The following is a 20,777-nucleotide window of genomic DNA, read 5'->3' on the forward strand; positions in this document are numbered from 1 at the left end:
TAGTAATTCCCATTTCTTTTCCTTAAAATATTTAAATATCCTTCTTTACACAACCCATTTGAAGTAAAAAAATATTTTTATCTATAGTATTATGCTCCTTAATAGTAGATAAAAAAATAAAAGACACGAGGCCGTGTCTTTTATTTTTTTAATCAAGAAGAGTTGAATCTTCTGCGCCCTCAGCACCAGAATCTTCACTAATTCCGTGATGCTCACGAATAAAGAAGGCAATTTCTTCTCTTAAATCTGTATTTTCTTTTAAGAACTGCTTCGAATTTTCACGACCTTGTCCTAGGCGTTCTTCATTATAAGAATACCAAGCACCGCTCTTTTGAACGATATCAAGCTCAGAAGCCATATCCAAGATTTCACCTTCTCTTGAAATACCTTCTCCGTACATAATATCAACTTCCGCAACACGGAATGGTGGTGCTACTTTATTTTTCACTACTTTTACTTTTGTTTTATTACCAACGATGTCGTTACCTTGCTTTAATTGCTCCGCACGACGCACTTCAAGACGGACAGTTGAATAGAATTTCAACGCACGACCACCCGGAGTTGTTTCTGGGTTTCCGAACATAACCCCAACTTTTTCACGAATTTGGTTAATAAAGATTGCAATTGTTTTTGATTTGTTGATTGCTCCTGAAAGCTTACGAAGTGCTTGTGACATTAAACGTGCTTGTAAACCTACGTGTGAGTCACCCATATCGCCTTCAATCTCTGCTTTCGGTACAAGAGCTGCTACAGAGTCAATTACGATAATGTCAACCGCACCACTTCGTACAAGTGCTTCCGCGATTTCCAATCCTTGCTCCCCTGTATCAGGCTGTGATAATAGTAATTCATCTATGTTAACGCCTAATTTTTGTGCATATACAGGATCCATTGCGTGCTCCGCATCAATGAATGCTGCTTGTCCACCTTGACGTTGTACTTCTGCAATTGCATGTAATGAAACTGTCGTTTTACCTGAACTTTCAGGTCCGTAAATTTCGATAATACGGCCACGTGGATATCCGCCTACTCCTAGTGCCACATCAAGTGCTAAAGAACCACTAGAAACCGTAGAAACTCTACGCTCCGCTTGTTCTCCTAATTTCATAATTGAACCTTTACCGAATTGCTTCTCTATTTGTTTTAACGCCATATCTAACGCTGCTTGACGATCACTCATTCAAAATTCCTCCTTAACTGAATTGCTAATCTTATTATACCTATTTTCAATTCAATTTGCCAACAAAAATCGAACATTTATTCGATTTTTTTATTTTCTATCAAATAATATCTAAATTTAACCGTAAAAAAAACTAGAAGAAACTTATATCTCTTCTAGCTTTTTATATAAATGATAAAATCCATATTTTGCTGTTCGTTCTCTAATTTGTTGACGACTTCCGCTTAAATTAAGAGGAAAGACTACAGTTGGTTCATCCTTAATCGAAAGCCCAACAAATACTGTTCCTGGTTCTTTCTGTTCTGAAGCATCTGGCCCTGCTACCCCAGTGAAACTAATTCCGATATCCGCTTTTAATACATCCTTAACATTTTCAGCAAGATAACGAGCACATTCTTTACTAACTGCACCATCAGTATGCAACACTTCTTCAGGCACACGTAAAACATGTTGCTTCACATCATTATGATAACAAATGACACCGCCTTTAAACACAGAAGAAACACCAGCGTTTTCAGTTACTTGATTTCCAAAAAGACCACCTGTTAAACTTTCTGCACACGCTAAAGTTAACCCTTTTCTCTTCAATAACTCGATTGCCTTATAATGCAAAAATTCTTGGTCATATCCGTAGAAAAATTCTCCTACTCTTTCTAAAATCAAATCTTCCACATGTTGAATTAGTTTCTCCGCTTCGCTAACATTTTGATGCTTAGCGGTTAAACGTAATGTCACTTCTCCATCATTTGCTAACGGGGCGATTGTTGGGTTTGTTTGTCCATCAATTAAATCTTGCACTTTCACCTCTAATTGGGACTCCCCAATACCGAAGAAACGAAGCACACGAGAATAAATGTTTTCTCCTGTTGTAAAATTACGTAAAAAAGGCTCTACGTAACTTACATACATTGGTTTCATTTCTTTTGGCGGCCCTGGTAATAAAATATAAACTTTTCCGTTCTTATTTACCCCCATACCAGGCGCCATACCGTGGTCATTTGCAAATACTGTTGCTCCATTTAAAACGAGCGCTTGCTTTTTATTATTCTCCGTAAATTCACGGCCTGTACGCTTAAAGTAATTACTTATTAAGGCTAATGCCTTTTCATCATACACAAGCTCTTCATCTAAACTAGCAGCTATCGTTTCTTTCGTTAAATCATCTTTTGTTGGTCCTAATCCACCTGTAAAAATAAGTATATCAGCACGTTCTTCCGCAGCTTCAATCGCCTTTTGCAATCGCTTATTATTATCACCAACAACAGTATGATAGTACACGTTAATTCCGATTGAAGCTAACTTTTCAGATAAAAACTGGGCATTTGTATTTGCAATTTGTCCAAGTAATAATTCAGTTCCAACCGCAATAATCTCAGCATTCATCCCAATTCCCCCATAAACTTCTATTTTGAGTTTACAAAAGCAGCTCTATTTTTCCAGAAATAATCCCATCCTGAAATAACAGTAAAGATTAATGCAATCCATATGAAGATATCTGCAACTGGAATATGGATTAAATTTAAAGGTACATCGTGTAATAAATATGCTGCAATTGCAATAATTTGTGTCCACGTCTTAATTTTTCCTAGCTGGTTTGCTGCAACTACTTCCCCTGTTCCAGCAAGTACAAGACGTAAACCTGTTACCGCAAACTCACGACTGATAATTACAATAACAATCCAAGCCGGTACATATTGCATCTCTACCAATGTAATAAGTGCTGCCGAAACAAGCAATTTATCAGCTAACGGGTCAAGAAACTTCCCTAAATTCGTTACAAGATTATACTTTCTTGCGTAATGTCCATCAATCCAATCTGTAGCTGAAGCAATGATAAAGATAAGTGCCCCCACTAAATGTTGAATTGGCAAATCAACATCACCAATTTTGTATGAACCCCAATCAAAGGGCGCTAACATAATTACCATAAAAATTGGAATTAAGAAGATTCTAGATATTGTAATTTTATTTGGTAAATTCACAGCTATTCCTCCATCATATCAAAAACATTTGTTCATCGAAAAAAAGTCATCGAAGCGATGACTGTTATTGTGCTGGTTGCTCTATCCCTTGGTTTTTAATCACCAATCTTTGGTGATATTCTTTTTGTGGATCTAACGGGAAAGCAAGCACTTGGCCATTCAGTTTAATTTCAACATTCGGTGCACTTCCAATATTAAGTCGTACTTCTTTTAATGTTGATACATCGCGTTTCTCTGTTTGACCGCTTTGTACTGTAGTGTTTAGAATTTCGTTACCCGCATCATCCTTAACATCTACATAACTTGTACCCTTAGCTGAAATTTCCAGTTCTAATGTTTTATTATTATGAATTTCCAAAGTAGATACCTTTCCAGTTGTTCCAACTACTTTCACTTCTTGCTGTCCAGTTGGTTGTGCTGGTTGCTCCTCTTTCTTTGGTTCTTCTTTCTTTGGTTCTTCTTTCTTTGGTTCCTCTTTTTTTGGCTCTTCCGCTTTCACTTCATCTTTCTTCGTATCTAACGGAGAATCTTTCGCTTTTTGAACTTCAATTTTCTCACTTTGAGCGCTTGGAACTTTTTCATCATCTTTTCCAGTTAACGCTTGAAACACAAACCAGATTACCACTCCAACTGCGATGACTAACAGCGCAACTAAGATTTTCGGCATGTGATCTGCAATTGGCCATGATGAAGATTTTTGCATTGTTTCTTGTGTTTTTTGTCCCGTTGATACTTGTGGAACTTCACGCTTTTCAGATTGTGGTATCGTACTCTGATGTTCTACGAGCAGTTCCTCTCCATTTAATCCAACCGCATCTGCGTATTGTTTAATGAATGCACGCGCATAAAAAGCTCCTGGCAATACATCATAATTGCCTTCTTCAATTGCCACTAAATGGCGTTTTTGAATTTTTGTAATCTCATGCAGCTGATCAATAGTCAAGCCTTTCGCTTCTCTTGCTTCTTTCAGCTTTTGTCCCAATTCCGTCACTACTAACACCTCAATATTTCTTTAAAAGTCAAACATAGAGAAATTATTTTGCGTACCTTGCTCAATTTCATCTACTAAATTATATTGAATTTCTTCATCATAATCGTTACGCAACTCGATAATATAATCAAAATCATCCAATGTGTATTCTGACTGACTCACAAATACATCAGGATGTTCCACAACTTTCGTTGCAGGCAATCTCATAATTTCACGAACGAGCTGCCAATGTCTTTCGTTAGCACGCTTCGTTGACACAATTCCATCTAGGATGAAAATATTGTCATCGCTATACTCATCTTCAATTAATTGACTGCGAACAGTTTGCTTAATAAGAGTAGATGATACAAATAACCACCTTTTATTTGCACAAACACTTGCAGCAACAATGGATTCTGTTTTTCCGACACGAGGCATTCCACGTATCCCAATTAGTTTATGGCCTTCTTTTTTCATGATTTCTGCCATAAAGTCTACAAGTAAGCCTAATTCATCACGCACAAATCGAAATGTTTTCTTATCATCTGCATCTCGTTGTATGTACCTACCATGCCTAACCGCTAGCTTATCTCTTAGCTTGGGCGGACGATATTTCGTTACCGTTATGTTATCCATCGTATTTAAAATTGATTCAAGTCTAGAGATCTGCTCTTGATTATCACACATAAGAAGTAACCCACGTCGTGCATTATCTACACCATTAATTGTGACAATATTAATGCCGAGCATACCGATTAACGAAGAAACGTCACCAAGCAAGCCAGGTCGGTTTTTATGTATTTCATATTCAAAATACCATTCAATCATCCAAGATCACTCCCCTTGCTTACTTTACACCTACGTACTATATTATATGATTTCACCCTAATAGGGAAGCTAAATGTATAATCTATCCTGTGTAATTATTATACAAAAAAAGTAGAGAGGAGAATCTCCTCTCTACTTTTACTTATGTTGTACGAACTTAACCATTAAATTTGCAATTGTATGTTGCTCCTGTTCATCAGCAACTTTCCAAAGCTCAGCTAATAATTTCTCTTGGTCATTGCGTCCTTCTACTTCATTAGCAAGATAGTCGCCAACACGAAATGCCATATCTGATACCGCACCGCCATCTAAACCTTTGTCTTGCGCTTGCTCTAAACGTTCTCCTAAAAAGCTCTTCCACTGATCAAAATTATCTAATACTGACATAATTAAGCACCTCACTATTGAGTAATAAAATCATCCTTAATTTGTGCAACTATTCATTTTTTATGTAAGAATTTTTTAGCAGTGCCAACCGCCATTCACTCCGATAATTTGTCCAGTTATGTAAGACGCTCCTGGTGATACGAGAAATGAAACTGTTTTCGCTACTTCTTCTGGTAATCCTATTCTACCTAATGGTATATCTTCAGCAATTCCCATTTTATCTTCTTCAGAAAAAACACTTAACATTTCCGTTTCAATTGCTCCTGGTGCTACTGCATTCACACGTAATCCACTTAAAGAAACTTCTTTCGCTAAAGCTTTCACATATGAATTTTGCGCCCCTTTTACCATTGAATAAAGCACTTCACAAGAAGCCCCTATTTGTCCCCATATAGATGAAACAATTACAATAATACCACTTCTTCTCTCAATCATAGGCGGAAGTGCCATTGAAAGTAATTTATATACGTTCTTCACTTGAAGTTCTACCATATAATCTAATTCATCGTTTGTTACATCTGTTACTAATCCAAAAATACTCTTCCCCGCTGCGTATACAATAACATCAATAGGATGTTCAATTTGTCCCCACAATCGTTCTGCTCCATCACTAGAAGCTAAATTAGCTTGAACAGGGATAACTTCTCCCCATGCCTTCTGCAATTCCAATACCTTTTCTTCACTGTTATTGTAATGAACATAAACTGTATATCCATCTTGAATTAATTGTTTCGAAATAGCAGAGCCAATCCCTCCGCTCCCTCCAGTTACTAACGCATACTTTTTCATAAATTCCCTCTCTTATCTCTACAACTTCAATTTTCACACAACTAAATAATACCCTCATCTTACAATTTTTCAATGATAAGATGAGGGTATCTTTAAAATTTTATTTTTTCGGTAACACCTGACAAACACTCATTTTTTCTTCTGATAACAATAATCCCGCTACTTCTTGTAAGTCTTGAACGGTTAGTCCTTCTAATACAGTCAATGCATCAAATAGGCTAGATTCATTAAACGCGTATCGTGTAAATTGATTTGCAATATATTCTGGTGAATTTAACGAGCGTAAAAAACCACCAATTTTCTTTTTCTTCACTCGTTCTAATGCCGTCGCATCTAATTGATCATAATCTGTTTTTAATAAAATATCTTTTAAACGATCTGCCAATTCATCAGGTTGTTTCGTATCACCACCAACCATTGCAAAACCGAAGTTATTTTCTTCTGTATAGTCATACGAGAATGAATCATCAATAAGTCCTTCATTATATAAAGCTTCGTAATGAACAGAACTTTTTCCAAATAAATAATCTAAAAGTAACGTAAGCGCAATTTCTTGTTTTAAAAGCGCTTGCCCCTTTTCTTTTAAATTAGTCGCTTTAATACCAACTAAACATTTCGGTGTTTGCACAGGCATTGAAATAATTTTTTTCTTTTCATTTACCTCATTTGGTTCTTCTTCAAATGAACGCACAATTTCTGGCTGGTTTTTATAATCTTTTTTCGCTTGATTTTCACGTACTAAATCCATTGTTTTCTCTGGATCAATTGCACCCACAACAAATAATAACATATTGCTCGGATGATAAAATGTTTCATAACATTCATATAATAAATCTTTCGTAATTTTACTAATAGATTCGATTGTCCCCGCAATATCAATTTTAATTGGGTGTTTTACAAATAAGCTATCAATTAACCCAAAGTACAAACGCCAATCTGGGTTATCTTGATACATTTGAATTTCTTGCCCAATAATCCCCTTCTCTTTTTCAACCGTTTTTTCAGAGAAATAGGGCTCTTGTACGAAGTTTAGCAATGTATTTAAATTTTGTTCTACGTTTGAAGTACCTGAAAAAAGGTAAGCTGTTCGTGTGAAGGATGTAAAAGCATTTGCCGATGCTCCTTGTTTACTAAACAATTGGAAAGCATCATGATCTTCTTTTTCAAATAATTTATGCTCAAGAAAATGTGCAATCCCATCTGGCACACGAATCATTTCTTCTTTCCCTAATGGTACAAATGTATTATCTACAGAACCATATTTCGTCGTAAACGTTGCAAATGTTTTATTAAATCCTTGTTTCGGTAAAACATATACATCTAATCCATTAGGAAGTTTTTCATAATAGAGTGTTTCTTTTAATTGCTCATAAACAATTTTCTCCACTTACTCTCCCTCCGTTCCTTGTAAAAAGTAAATTGTATCTAGTTCAATATTTTTAGCAACTTTTACAATTTCTTCTTTTGTCACACTTTCTATACCTGTAAGCCATTCTTCAACTGGACGTGTACGATCTGAAATAATACCATGATATAGCATTTCTACAAAGCCACGTGGTGTATCAATTGCCTCTAATATTTGATTTTGGATGACACTTTTTGTTTGATGTATTTCTTCTTCAGAAAACTCTCCGTTTTGCATCGCAAGCATTTGTTCTTTAATAATCTCAACTGCTTTTTCATAATTTTTCGCTTCAATTCCTGACATAACAAATAATAAACCTTTATGACTTTCAAAGCGCGATGCTGCATAGTACGCTAAACTATTTTTTTCACGCACATTTACGAATAACTTCGAATGAGAAAAGCCACCAAACAATCCATTGAACAATTGCAATGCAAAATAATCTTCATCTTTATATGTGACAAATGTACGATAACCGATGTGTAATTTACTTTGTTTTAATTCTTGTTTTTCAACAACTTCTTTTTCTTCATTATTTCGTCTATGAAGGAGTACATTTCTTTCTCTCACTGGACGAGCTGAAATAGAAAAATACTTACTTACAAGATCAACGGCGTTTTCTGAAATATCACCAATAATATATAGATCCATTTCATCTTCCGCTAACACCTTTTGATAATATTGATACAGACTTTCATTTGTAATAGACATAACACTCTCTTTTTTTCCATTTGCACTTAAACGATACGGTTCTACTTTGCACATTTCTTCAATTAAACGCTCGTTTGCATAACGCATTTTATCGTCATAAGTAGCTTCAATTCTCTGTAACAGTGCTCTTTTTTCACTTTCTACGATAGAAGATAGGAAACCGTTGCCCTCCGTTGCTGGATGTAACACAATATCTGACAACATAGAAAGCGCTTTTTCAAATAACGGTGGTGCATCATGTAAGTAAACTTCATTTGCAATGTCTACATAAATGGAGATAATATGGTCTTCCCCTTTTTTACTTACATCTACCGCTAAAGAAGATCCGTATAATTCTTCTAAATATTGACGAAGACGAATTACAGAAGGTAATTTTTCTGTCGCACTTTGCAATACGTATGGCAACAAGGCACGCTCTGTCACCGTCTCCTCATTTAAAGGCGCTTTAAAACGAAATACAAAGGTATTCGTTTTATATTTATCAGTCGGAATAATATGTACGCGCAAACCATCTAACTCATGTAGTTGTTGTTCCATTAGTTTCATTTATAGCCCTCCTTTACGTATATAGGAATATTCCTCTTCAATATACAGTTTTTAGAAATAAAAAATCAACTTTTCTCCCTTATTATGCTTACATATGATTCTTTCTAAAAACTTTAATATGTAAGGAACATAGTAAAATTCCGTATTAAATATATTCTATGTAAAAAAGCCCACACTAATGTGCGAGCTTTTTTATACTTATAAAATACTTATCGTTTTCCTTTTTCATAAGGAGTTCCTAATGCTTTCGGAGCTTCAGAACGACCTACAAAACCAACAAGCGCTAATATTGTGAATACATATGGTAATATCGTTAATAAAACACTTGGAATTTGATCTAGTACAGGAATTGTTCCGCCCGTTACACTTAGAGATTGCGCAAAACCAAAGAATAGAGCTGCACCTAATGCGCCTAGTGGATTCCACTTCCCAAAAATCATAGCAGCTAAAGCTAAGAAACCTTGTCCTGTAATAGTTGCCCCTGAGAAGTTATTAGAAATTGACATTGCAAAAATCGCTCCACCGATTCCAGCAAACACTCCTGAAATACAGACTCCAATATAACGCATTTTATATACATTAATCCCCATCGTATCCGCTGCCATTGGGTGTTCACCAACAGCACGTAGACGAAGACCGAACGGTGTTTTATAAATAACATACCAAACAACGAATGCTAAAATAATGGCAATATACGACGTTATTGGTACGTTCGAGAAAAATATTTTCCCTAAAACCGGAATATCCGAAAGGCCTGGAATATCAATCTTTTCAATACGATACTGAATAAAGTCAGTCTGCCCTTTATCAAAAATCTTCTTAATTGCAAATACTGTTAAACCAAGAGATAAGAAGTTAATGGCTACACCACTTACAACTTGATCTGCTCGGAATGTAATAGAAGCTACCGCATGAAGTAATGCAAATAATCCACTACCAATTGCCGCAAATAATAACGCAATCCATGGAGTCATCGTTCCCCAAGTATCACCCATTAATAAGTTTGTAACAACTCCAATAAATGCACCAAATAGCATTAGTCCTTCTAATCCGATATTTACAACACCCGATCGTTCACTAAATACACCACCTAGTGCTGTGAAAATGATAGGTGCCGATGTATATAACGTACCCGTCACAAGAATGGCTAATATATCTAAAAAGCTCATTTATTTCCCCTCCTTGCTCATGCGTGTAAGCGCCCATCTTAACACATAACTACATGCAACAAAGAAGATGATACATGCAATAATTACATTAATAAGCTCTGACGGTACATCTGCCTCAAAGTTCATTTGAGGGGAAGCACTTTTCAAACCACCAAATAATAAAGCTGAAAGGATTATACCAAACGGATTATTCCCTCCAAGTAATGCTACGGCAATCCCATCAAATCCTACTCCTGTAAACGAAGACATCGCTGTCATACTCTGGAATGTCCCTAATCCTTCCATCGCTCCACCAATCCCCGCAAATGCACCAGCAATTGTCATAGAGAATACTACATTACGAGAAACTTTCATACCTGCATATTGAGAAGCATGCTGATTAAATCCTACAGACTTTAATTCGTAACCTAAAGTTGTTCGATCTAATAAGAACCACATTAAAATAGCGATTAAAATTGCTACAATAATTCCCCAGTGTAGACGTGAACCGTCAGTAATAGAAGCAAGCCAGTCTGAAGATAGTGACGCACTCTCTTTAATATCATACGTTTTGTCATTACCCGCATGTAAGAAACGCTTAATGATGTCATACGTTACATACAACGCAATATAGTTCATCATAATAGTTACAATAACTTCATTCACTTGAAACTTCCCTTTTAAATATCCCGGAATGAAGCCCCAAATTCCGCCCACCAATGCGGCAAATAAAATCGATAATGGAATATGAAGGAACGCTGGTAGTGAGACTGCATAACCGAACCAAACCGCCGCAAGCCAACCAACTAACAATTGACCCTCTACCCCGATATTAAATAAACCTGTACGAAATGCAAACGCCACCGATAAGCCAGCAAGAATAAGCGGTATCATTGTACGGAGCGTTTCACCAATCGCACTTGCGCTGCCGAACATTCCTGTCCAAAGTGCACTATAACCAACAATTGGATCATAGCCACTAACTAGCATTACAATCGCTCCTACAAGTAAGCCGAAAATAACGGATAGTACTGGGACTAAAATATTTATCGTTCGTTCTGTTAAAAGTTTTTTAGCCATTTGTACCCACCTGCTCCTTCTTTGTTCCTCCAGCCATTAACAATCCAAGCTGTTGTTCATTCGTTTCTTTCGCATCAACTATTGCTACAATTTCCCCTTCATAAATAACAGCAATTCGATCGCTAACATTTAAGATTTCATCTAACTCTAATGATAAAAGTAATACACCTTTTCCTTTATCCCTTTGCTCTATTAATCTCTTATGAATAAATTCAATTGCTCCTACATCTAAACCACGTGTTGGCTGTGCCGCAATTAATAAATCTGGATTTCGGTCTACTTCACGTGCAATAATTGCTTTTTGTTGATTGCCCCCAGATAGAGCGCGTGCTAACGTTTGCTCACTAGGTGTACGTACATCAAACTGTTCAATAAGAGCCTTTGCTTTTTCTGTAATTTTGCTGAAATTTAAAATCCCTTTCTTTGAAAACGGATTTTTATAGTACGTTTGAAGAACTATATTATCTCTAACAGAAAAATCAAGAACGAGTCCGTGTTTATGACGATCTTCTGGAATATGACCAATTCCTTCTTCTGTTATTCTTCTAACAGGCCAATTTGTTATTTCTTTTCCTTTAATTGCAATAGAACCTGACTCAACTTTTCGTAAACCAGTAATCGCTTCTATTAATTCACTTTGTCCGTTTCCATCAATCCCTGCAATCCCAACAATTTCCCCCGCACGAACAGTTAAGTCAAGGCCTTTTACAGCAGGTAGTTGACGTGCATCGTGAACAACAAGGTTTTCAATTGAAAGTACCTCTTCTTTTGGCTTCGCGTCTATTTTTTCTGTTTTAAAATTCACTTGACGTCCGACCATTAATTCTGCAAGTTTATTTTCATCCGTATTTGCAACGTCAACCGTTCCAATCCCTTTTCCTTTACGAATAATCGTACAACGATCGCAAACTTCCATAATTTCTTTCAACTTATGTGTAATAAGAACAATAGATTTTCCTTCTTGTACAAGCTTTTTCATAATTTGAATTAGCTCATGAATTTCTTGTGGTGTTAACACAGCTGTCGGTTCATCAAATATTAAAATTTCTGCACCGCGGTAAAGAGTTTTCAAAATCTCAACACGCTGTTGCATACCCACTGAAATATCCTGTATTTTCGCATATGGATCTACAGCCAAACCGTATTGTTCAGACAGTTTTTGAATTTCTTTAGCAGCATCCTCAACAGCAATTTTCCCTTTTTTCTTCGGTTCATTTCCGAGAATAATATTCTCTGTAACTGTAAAATTATGAACAAGCATAAAGTGTTGATGGACCATTCCAATACCAAGGTCATTTGCTATATTCGGATTTGTAATTTTTACAGGTTTACCTTTAATTTTAATTTCACCCTGCTCTGGTTGGTACAAACCAAATAGTACATTCATCAATGTGGATTTCCCTGCACCATTTTCTCCAAGTAAAGCATGTATCTCACCCTGCTTTACTTGCAGCGTAATATCATCATTCGCTACAATGCCTGGGAATACTTTCGTAATGTTATTCATCTCAATTACGTATTCCATTGTGTTCCTCCTTTTAACAGGGAACATTCCCTATTACACTATTAACTTATTAAGCAATTCGGAAGTTTTATACATACAAAGGTTAGTTCTATGAACTAACCTTTGCTATTTCTCTATTTATTTTTTTAGAGAAGCTTCGTATTCTTTATACTCTTTATCTGTAGCTGGCACTTTAATTTCACCGGCTGTAATTTTCTTTTCAAGCTCTTCTACTTTTGTTAAAATTTCAGGGTTAACTTTTTTCACGTTATCAGTTGTTTTTGAAATACCAATACCGTCATCTTTTAAGCCAAACTCTTCAATTTTCCCACCTTTTAAATTCCCATCTTTTGCTTCTTTAGCTACTTTTTCTACTGCTACATCAACACGTTTAATCATTGAAGTTAATGTTACATTTTCAGGCATACCTTCTTGATGTTGGTCACGGTCAACACCGATTACCCAAACATTTTCACCTTTTTTCTTACGGTTTTTCGCTTCTGTGAACACACCGTTACCTGTACCACCAGCAGCATGATAAATTACGTCTACGCCTTGACCATACATTGCTGAAGCAAGAACTGTACCTTTTTCAGGCTTATCGAATGCTTCTGCATATTCAGATACGATTTCAATGTTTGGATTTACTGCCTTTGCACCAGCTTTAAATCCATTTTCAAATTTACTAATTAAATCACTTTTCATTCCACCAACAAATCCTACTTTATTCGATTTTGTTGACATAGCTGCTACCGCACCTACAAGGAATGATCCTTCATGATCTTTAAACGTAATGCTCGTTACGTTCGGTGCATCTACAACAGTATCTACGATTGCAAATTGTTGTTTTGAAGATTCTTTTGCTACTTCTTTAATTGCACCTTCTAATTTATAACCAATTCCGAATGTTAAATCATATTTATCTTTTGAGAATTTTTTTAAATTCGGAATATAATCAGCTTCTTTTTCAGACTGAAGGTAACGATAATTTGTCTTTTCTTTTAAACCATTATCTTTACCAAACTTTTGTAACCCTTCCCAAGAAGATTGGTTAAATGACTTATCATCAACGCCCCCAACATCCGTTACAAGACCAACCTTGAAATCTTTATTGTCTTTCGTGTCTTTCTTGTCACTGCTCGCCTTATCCGAGTTACCACATGCACCTAAAACTGTACTTGCTGCTAATGTTAATGATAATAAAAGGCCTGCTTTTTTCTTCATACTAGAAACCCCTCCAAAAATGATATATATTTATTTATTCTTACGCTGCTGTTCCTTACTTCTTGCTGTCACCTCCCTAAAAAGGAATTTACCTACATACGCTTTCTTAATACGTGGAAGCTAAATTTATCAGCTCTAAAGTAATTGATAGAATATAAGATTGGCTCATCATTTTGATCATAGTGCATTTGTTTTAATACAAGCAGTGCTGTTTCAGGCTCACATTCTAAAATCGGTGAGATTTTAGGGTGATAGCCAATTGGCTCAATGTGGGCAACCGCATATGTTATGCGCTTATGTGTGTTATTATGTATCACCGTTAATAATGATTCCTCATTGTAACCCGATAAATCTGGCAATATTTCTTTTGCAAGTTTATCGATACAATACACAACAGGTTCCCCATCTGCTGTACGCACGCGTTCAATCATCACTGCATTAAAACCATCTTCACTATTAAACTTCTCTTTTTCCTCTTCTGTTAAAGTTGTAGTAGATGATGATAAAAAGATTGTTCCTGGTGTTTTCCCCACACTAGAAATCATATCTGTAATACTAGAAAGTTGTTCTATTCCAGAAGAAAATAATGGCTTTGCATTTACAAATGTCCCTACACCATGTCTACGAATGACAACATTTTCTTCTTCTAAAATACGCAACGCTTCCCTTAAAGTCGCTCTACTTACGCCAAGTTCTTTCGCTAAATCAAACTCTGATGGTAACTTTTGTCGTTCTTTATAAGCCCCATCTTTAATTTTTTCTTTGATGTGATCAATCACCCGTAGATATAGGTGACGACTATCGGATTTTACTGACATAAGACTCCCCCGCATTTCAATTATTCGACCTCTGATGTAAGACTTCTTTTCTCTTTTTTCAACTTACAACATAGTACAAATGACTAAACACCAAAATAAGCGTAATTGTCGAATAAATAATAATAATTTTTTTAAATGAAATTTTCACTCTTTATTGCATAAAAAAAACTTTGCACCATAAACATTCCTCATTTCGAGAAAAAGTTCGGCACAAAGATCCTTTACATCCTTTGTTACACACTTTTCCCCTCATAGTCTAGCAATTCATGGTTGCCAGGTAGAAACTTATGGACCTTATCTCCAAGATTATATGAGGCAGTGATTCTTTTCGAAGTAATCTTACCACTTGCTCTCATACGTGTCAACAAAATCTAACATTTTTCTGCATTAAATATCGAACATTTACATAAAACATACTCAAAGTATTCGTATTCTAAAGAGCGCTCCTGAATGTAAGCCCTTTCTTTATTACTGAGTATAGTATATAACAAAAACACTATATAAAAAAGCCTAATTGTAAAAACAATTAGGCTTTTTTTAAGAACTTTTTTCTTGTACATCATTAATGAGCACTTCTCTCGGTTTACTACCTTCATATGGACCTACTACACCATTCATTTCCATTGCATCAATTAGGCGAGCGGCTCGCGTATAACCTACTCTAAACCTACGTTGTAACATAGAAACAGATGCTGTTTGCATTTCCACTACAAGTTGAACCGCTTCATCATATAATTCATCTTCTACTTCCTGCTTCGTATCAGGAACATCTTGCGGAATCATATCTTCTTGATATTGTGCTTTTTGCTGTCCAATAACATATTCTACAACTCTCTCAACTTCATCATCTGATAAAAATGCGCCTTGTACACGTACAGGTTTCGATGCACCAATTGGTATAAACAGCATGTCTCCACGACCTAGTAGCTTCTCTGCACCACCACCGTCAAGAATTGTACGAGAATCTGTTTGAGAAGATACAGCGAATGCAATACGTGATGGAATATTTGCTTTAATAACACCCGTAATAACGTCAACTGACGGACGTTGCGTTGCAATAATTAAATGAATACCAGCAGCACGAGCCATTTGCGCTAGACGCATAATCGCATCCTCTACATCAGACGAAGCAACCATCATTAAATCTGCTAACTCGTCCACAATTACTACAATATAAGGTAATTCGGGTTGTTTCGCTTCTGATTGACTATTATGCTCTTTTATATAATCGTTGTATCCTTCAATGTTACGTGTACCACTATGAGCAAACAATTCATAACGACGTTCCATTTCACTCACAACTTTTTTCAATGCTTGCGATGCTTTTTTCGGATCAGTTACAACTGGCGTTAACAAATGAGGCACACCGTTATATACATTTAACTCTACCATTTTCGGGTCAATCATCATTAATTTTACTTCATGTGGTTTTGCACGCATTAAAATACTAACAATAATACCGTTAATACATACACTTTTCCCGCTACCTGTCGCACCAGCTACGAGTAAATGGGGCATTTTATTTAGACGGGCTAATACAGCTTCACCTGTAATATCTCGGCCAAGACCAATTAACAACTTCTCTTCCGGATGGTTATTAGCCTTAGAATCAAGCACTTCCCTCAGTGTTACCATCGAAACTTCTGAGTTCGGAACTTCGATCCCTACAGCTGATTTCCCGGGAATTGGCGCTTCAATACGAATGTCCTTTGCAGCTAAAGCAAGGGCTAAATCATCACTTAAACTGACAATTTTGCTTACCTTTACCCCCATATCAGGATACACTTCATATTTTGTAACTGCAGGACCTCTATGTACTTTTGTTACTTTCGCTTTCACTCCGAAACTTTGGAATGTACGTTCTAATTTACGAGCATTCTCATAAATTTCCGCATTTTCATTTGTAACTTGCTTATTCTTTGGAAATTTTAATATATCAAGTGAAGGAAGCTTGTAATCTTTATTTTCTACATTTGAAAATTGCATAGGAGGTGCTTGCGCTTCACTCTCTAACGATTCAACAATTTTTTCTCCACGCTTTTTCTTTGGTTCTTCAATTGGCGGAGTCTCTTCAATAAACGGTGAAGTGATCAAATCTTCTTCCTCTACTTCGATTCGTTTATCCTCTTCTTCATTTACAGGATAATTCTCAGTGAAATTCGAAATAATCGGAGGATCAATTGAGATTTCTTCCATCGGCTCAATAATTTCTTCTTGTTCTGCAGCACGTTTGCTTCTTGTGCTTCTTGTTGTTTTTTTCTTTTCTGTTTGTTCAGCCGTTCTTTTAGCTCTCCAATCTTTATAATCCCCTTGCATCACTTGAAATTGACTTCTAAGAATTCTACCAACTGGCGCTAACACTTCTCCAATATGCTTATTTGTTATACAAAGTATACCGAGAATAACTAGAATAATACCAATGATATAAGCTCCTACTTCGTCAAATAAGAAGTAACATGTTGCGAACATAAGCGCACCAAACATACCACCACCTAAATGAACGCTATCTGGCCCCTTTTTCATTTCAAGAAAGAAGTTATCTTTCGTACTCACAATAACAGAAGTATTTTGCACTGCTCCATCTTTTGTAAGAAGGTTAAATAATGTAATATGACTAAACATTAATATCGCCAATACAATTAAATAAAATCCAATTAATCGTTTATTTAAAAGGTTCGGCCATCCGCGTTTTATAACAAAGGAAACCGATAAAGCTATTACACCTAACACACCAATTATGTACCACTCACCAAAGAAGAAGCGAAAAAATAACACAAACGATTTTCCTACAACGCCTAGCTGTAAAATCGTAATGATTGAAAGTGCAAAAAGAGTTAAACCGACAATTTCATAATACAAAGTTGGCTTTATCGTACGCCTTGCCTTTGCCTTCGTCCCTCTTTGCTTTTGTTTTGCCATTTCTTCACCTCGCGTTCTACATATAAATAAAGCTCCCCTCAAAATGCTCTATTTATATGTCTGTTTTCTCTATTTTTCAGGTCTTTATATCTTCTATTTTTACACTTCTTGTAAAATGCTAAATAAACAGAAGAAAGCAGCCTACTCATGGCTGCTCAACCGTCTTGTTTTTTATATTATACCATAGCTTCTAAACAAAATCCTTCTTTTTGCTAAAAGGTTATTTTCTGACCGGGCTCAAACTCTAGATAGTGAAGTGGGTCCGTACTTAGCACACGTACAATAGAATAACATCCATGTTCCTCTTCAGAAACCATTAATTCCACACCATTTATATTTACAACTTTTTGACTTTCACATTGTGAATAATCGGCCGGATACACAAGTTGCTCTGGCATAATTGTATATAAAATCATTGTAGCATTGTCCCTTCTGTACTATCTTCCGCACGAACATCTATTAATTCGTTTAATTTTCGAATTGCATTTCCAATACCGCCGACATCATCTATAAGACCGTACTTTACTGCATCCCCACCAATTACATTCGTCCCAATATCTCGCGTTAAATTTCCTTTCGCAAACATAAGCTCTTTAAAACGATCTTCTGTTACTTTCGAGTGCTTCGTCACAAAACGAATGACTCTTTCTTGCATCTTATCCAAATACTCAAATGTTTGTGGCACACCTATGACAAGACCTGTTAAACGAATTGGATGAATTGTCATCGTCGCAGTTTCCGCAATAAACGAATAGTCAGTAGAAACAGCAATCGGTACACCGATGGAATGTCCCCCACCTAAAACTAGAGATACTGTTGGTTTTGAAAGTGAAGCTACCATTTCAGAAATTGCTAGCCCAGCTTCAACGTCACCTCCAACCGTATTTAATATTAAAAGCAAACCTTCAATTTTCGGATTTTGTTCAATCGCAACAATTTGCGGAATGATATGCTCATATTTTGTTGTTTTATTTTGCGGTGGTAATTGAACATGACCTTCCACTTGTCCGATAATCGTTAAACAATGAATACGTGATTCATTCATCTGTGGTACATTTGTCTGTCCAAGCTGTTGAATTTTTTCAACTATTGAAGCCTCCTTTCCAGCTTCTTTTGGCTCAGCTTCTTTTTCTTCATTTGTATATCGATCACGTTCTGTCATTTCGCATCCCCTTTCACTCGTATATAACTATTATTTCTTAAGTTATAAATTTCATTCGATAGGGTTAAAAAGAAAAAAGATCACCCATAAGGGTGATCTTTTTATACTTCCATAATAATCGGTAAAATCATAGGTTTTCTCTTTGTCTCTTCGTACAAGAACTGTCCTAATAATTCACGAATATTTTGTTTTAACATTGACCATTCAATTGAATATTCTTTAATTGACTGCTCAACAATCATACGTACAATCTCTGTAGATCGTTCAATTAACGCTTCTGATTCACGAACATATACGAAACCACGTGAAATGATTTCTGGACCAGAGATAATTTTCTTTTCATCTTTACCAAGCGTTACAACAACTACTAGTATTCCATCTTGAGATAACATCTTTCTATCTCGAAGAACGATATTACCAACGTCACCTACACCTAATCCATCAATTAAAACATTACCAGCTTGTACTTTACCGACTAAGTTCGCTTCATCGTCACCAAAAGCAATTACATCGCCTTTTTCTACGATAAAGATATTTTCTCTTGTAATCCCTACATCTTCAGCTAAATATGCATGTGCTTTTTGCATACGGAACTCACCATGTACGGGTACAAAGTACTTTGGTTTCATTAAATTTAACATTAATTTTAATTCTTCTTGGCTACCGTGACCTGACACGTGAACTTTTCGTTCGCCGTAATAAACAACTTCAGCTCCAGCTCTAAATAACAAATCAATAATTTTTGATACAGATATTTCATTACCCGGAATTGGCGAAGCAGCAATGATAACAGTATCACCTTTACGAATTGAAATTTGTTTATGTGCTTGTTTTGCCATTCTAGATAGAGCAGCCATCGGTTCACCTTGACTACCTGTCGTTAAAATAGCTACCTTCTTCTCTGGAAAGTTGTCTACTTCTTGTAATGAAATAACCATACCTTCTGGAACATCTAAATAACCAAGACGTCTTGCAATGTCTACTACTTTCACCATACTACGTCCTACTACCGCTACTTTTCGCCCTGTTTCAGCAGCTGCATCAAATACTTGTTGAATACGATGTACATTCGATGCAAATGAAGCAACGATAATACGACCTTCTGCGCCGTAGAACACTTTAGAGATTTCTACACCAACTTCTTTTTCTGAACCTGTATAGCCTGGGCGCTCTGCGTTTGTACTATCAGATAATAAGCAAAGTACGCCTTCATTTCCGATTTGCGCCATTTTCCCAAGGTCTGCTCCACTATTTCCAATTGGAGTTTGATCGAATTTAAAGTCTCCCGTATATACGACTGCACCTTTTGATGTATGGAAACAAACGCCAACAGAATCCGGAATACTATGTGTCGTTCCGAAGAATGACACCGTTGTAGTGTTAAATTCTACTGTTGAATTTGAATCGATTGTTTTTAGGTCTACACGGCCTAACATGCCCGCTTCACCAAGTTTTTCTTGTATAAGTCCTACTGTTAATTTCGTTGCATAGACTGGAATAGATAATTTACGAAGTACATACACAATTCCACCAATATGATCTTCATGACCGTGAGTAATAAATAAACCTTTTACTCGCTCTTGATTTTCCACTAAATATGTAATATCAGGAATAACGATATCAATTCCAAACATTTCATCTCCCGGGAACATTAACCCTGCATCTACGATAAAGATTTCAGAATCAATTTCAACACAGTACATGTTTTTCCCAATTTCACCTACTCCACCAAGAGCAAATACTTTAACAGACTCATTCTCTTTTCTCTTCATGTTGTTGCCTGGTTTAAAAATCTTGCAAACACTGATTTCACTAAAATTGCAGAGACACCAGGGGAAACTCTACAACCACCATATTTTCACCGTCCAAGACGAATGTCCTTACCGTTATGCGATATCATGTCCTTGTTTATTTTTTAAACCAGGTTTCACCTCTCTTTCATTATATAAATCAAATATCTTATTCGATATGATATGAAAATTTAATTAAATTATAATTTTTCCCAATTTTGCTAAGCATACCCGTACTAAGCTACTTAGCCATATTATACCTGATACAAGAAATAGAACACAAGTTAAATCGTGCGAAAGAAAGAGTAAAAGAACGGAATGACAACAAAAGTAT

18 protein-coding genes and 1 riboswitch are annotated in these 20,777 nt (G+C 36.0%); all 18 genes read right to left on the minus strand.

Annotated features, from left to right (window positions below):
• Nucleotides 1-148 precede the first annotated feature (148 nt).
• The 18 genes from recA to ABWK52_RS00445 all read right to left on the minus strand — a co-directional run bounded on the left by recA (nucleotide 149) and on the right by ABWK52_RS00445 (nucleotide 20,425).
• On the minus strand, nucleotides 149-1,180 hold the full coding sequence (gene recA / locus ABWK52_RS00360; protein ID WP_001283860.1) for a recombinase RecA: 1,032 nt from the start codon (nucleotides 1,178-1,180) through the stop codon (nucleotides 149-151).
• A gap of 144 nt (nucleotides 1,181-1,324) precedes the next feature.
• Nucleotides 1,325-2,563, minus strand: coding sequence for a competence/damage-inducible protein CinA (gene cinA / locus ABWK52_RS00365; RefSeq protein ID WP_000990688.1), 1,239 nt, complete (start codon nucleotides 2,561-2,563; stop codon nucleotides 1,325-1,327).
• Between the two features lie 20 nt (nucleotides 2,564-2,583).
• On the minus strand, nucleotides 2,584-3,162 hold the full coding sequence (gene pgsA / locus ABWK52_RS00370; protein ID WP_001052967.1) for a CDP-diacylglycerol--glycerol-3-phosphate 3-phosphatidyltransferase: 579 nt from the start codon (nucleotides 3,160-3,162) through the stop codon (nucleotides 2,584-2,586).
• A 64-nt stretch (nucleotides 3,163-3,226) separates the two neighbouring features.
• A complete protein-coding gene (locus tag ABWK52_RS00375; protein ID WP_044584805.1) occupies nucleotides 3,227-4,153 on the minus strand; it encodes a helix-turn-helix domain-containing protein in 927 nt (308 codons plus the stop codon).
• 21 nt (nucleotides 4,154-4,174) lie between these two features.
• The gene (locus tag ABWK52_RS00380; RefSeq protein ID WP_000574107.1) at nucleotides 4,175-4,960 is read right to left on the minus strand and encodes a DUF3388 domain-containing protein; all 786 of its coding nucleotides are present in this window, start codon (nucleotides 4,958-4,960) and stop codon (nucleotides 4,175-4,177) included.
• Between the two features lie 138 nt (nucleotides 4,961-5,098).
• Nucleotides 5,099-5,347, minus strand: a complete 249-nt coding sequence (locus ABWK52_RS00385; protein WP_000114450.1) for a DUF3243 domain-containing protein — start codon at nucleotides 5,345-5,347, stop codon at nucleotides 5,099-5,101.
• Nucleotides 5,348-5,422: 75 nt separating this feature from the next.
• Nucleotides 5,423-6,136 carry an elongation factor P 5-aminopentanone reductase gene (gene ymfI, locus ABWK52_RS00390; protein WP_098280753.1) on the minus strand — a complete coding sequence of 238 codons (714 nt, stop codon included), beginning with the start codon at nucleotides 6,134-6,136 and terminating at the stop codon, nucleotides 5,423-5,425.
• 100 nt (nucleotides 6,137-6,236) lie between these two features.
• Nucleotides 6,237-7,523 (minus strand): EF-P 5-aminopentanol modification-associated protein YfmH, encoded by a 1,287-nt coding sequence (gene yfmH, locus ABWK52_RS00395; protein WP_000411984.1) that lies wholly within the window; start codon nucleotides 7,521-7,523, stop codon nucleotides 6,237-6,239.
• Complete coding sequence (gene yfmF / locus ABWK52_RS00400; protein WP_000772405.1) at nucleotides 7,524-8,798, minus strand: EF-P 5-aminopentanol modification-associated protein YfmF; 1,275 nt, start codon at nucleotides 8,796-8,798, stop codon at nucleotides 7,524-7,526.
• 209 nt (nucleotides 8,799-9,007) lie between these two features.
• A complete protein-coding gene (locus tag ABWK52_RS00405) occupies nucleotides 9,008-9,967 on the minus strand; it encodes an ABC transporter permease (RefSeq protein ID WP_000008857.1) in 960 nt (319 codons plus the stop codon).
• Nucleotides 9,968-11,026: an ABC transporter permease gene (locus ABWK52_RS00410; RefSeq protein ID WP_001085254.1), complete on the minus strand. Its 1,059-nt coding sequence runs from the start codon at nucleotides 11,024-11,026 to the stop codon at nucleotides 9,968-9,970. It lies immediately after the preceding gene.
• The gene (locus ABWK52_RS00415; RefSeq protein WP_000456908.1) at nucleotides 11,019-12,551 is read right to left on the minus strand and encodes an ABC transporter ATP-binding protein; all 1,533 of its coding nucleotides are present in this window, start codon (nucleotides 12,549-12,551) and stop codon (nucleotides 11,019-11,021) included. Before ABWK52_RS00415 ends, ABWK52_RS00410 begins: the two co-directional genes overlap by 8 nt.
• 117 nt (nucleotides 12,552-12,668) lie before the next feature.
• Nucleotides 12,669-13,754: a BMP family lipoprotein gene (locus ABWK52_RS00420; protein WP_000725771.1), complete on the minus strand. Its 1,086-nt coding sequence runs from the start codon at nucleotides 13,752-13,754 to the stop codon at nucleotides 12,669-12,671.
• Between the two features lie 92 nt (nucleotides 13,755-13,846).
• Nucleotides 13,847-14,572, minus strand: coding sequence for a GntR family transcriptional regulator (locus ABWK52_RS00425; RefSeq protein WP_000114182.1), 726 nt, complete (start codon nucleotides 14,570-14,572; stop codon nucleotides 13,847-13,849).
• Nucleotides 14,573-14,804: 232 nt separating this feature from the next.
• Nucleotides 14,805-14,906: riboswitch (purine riboswitch) on the minus strand.
• A gap of 203 nt (nucleotides 14,907-15,109) precedes the next feature.
• A complete protein-coding gene (locus ABWK52_RS00430) occupies nucleotides 15,110-17,491 on the minus strand; it encodes a DNA translocase FtsK (RefSeq protein ID WP_001118776.1) in 2,382 nt (793 codons plus the stop codon).
• A 212-nt stretch (nucleotides 17,492-17,703) separates the two neighbouring features.
• Nucleotides 17,704-17,907 (minus strand): YlzJ-like family protein, encoded by a 204-nt coding sequence (locus ABWK52_RS00435; protein WP_000605020.1) that lies wholly within the window; start codon nucleotides 17,905-17,907, stop codon nucleotides 17,704-17,706.
• Nucleotides 17,904-18,653, minus strand: coding sequence for a translocation-enhancing protein TepA (gene tepA / locus ABWK52_RS00440; protein ID WP_000139806.1), 750 nt, complete (start codon nucleotides 18,651-18,653; stop codon nucleotides 17,904-17,906). The genes ABWK52_RS00435 and tepA overlap by 4 nt, the downstream gene beginning before the upstream one ends.
• A 101-nt stretch (nucleotides 18,654-18,754) precedes the next feature.
• Nucleotides 18,755-20,425, minus strand: coding sequence for a ribonuclease J (locus ABWK52_RS00445; RefSeq protein WP_000823096.1), 1,671 nt, complete (start codon nucleotides 20,423-20,425; stop codon nucleotides 18,755-18,757).
• Nucleotides 20,426-20,777: the final 352 nt, after the last annotated feature.

Origin of the sequence: Bacillus sp. AP50 (genome assembly GCF_040492675.1) — a bacterium.
GTDB lineage: Bacteria > Bacillota > Bacilli > Bacillales > Bacillaceae_G > Bacillus_A > Bacillus_A cereus.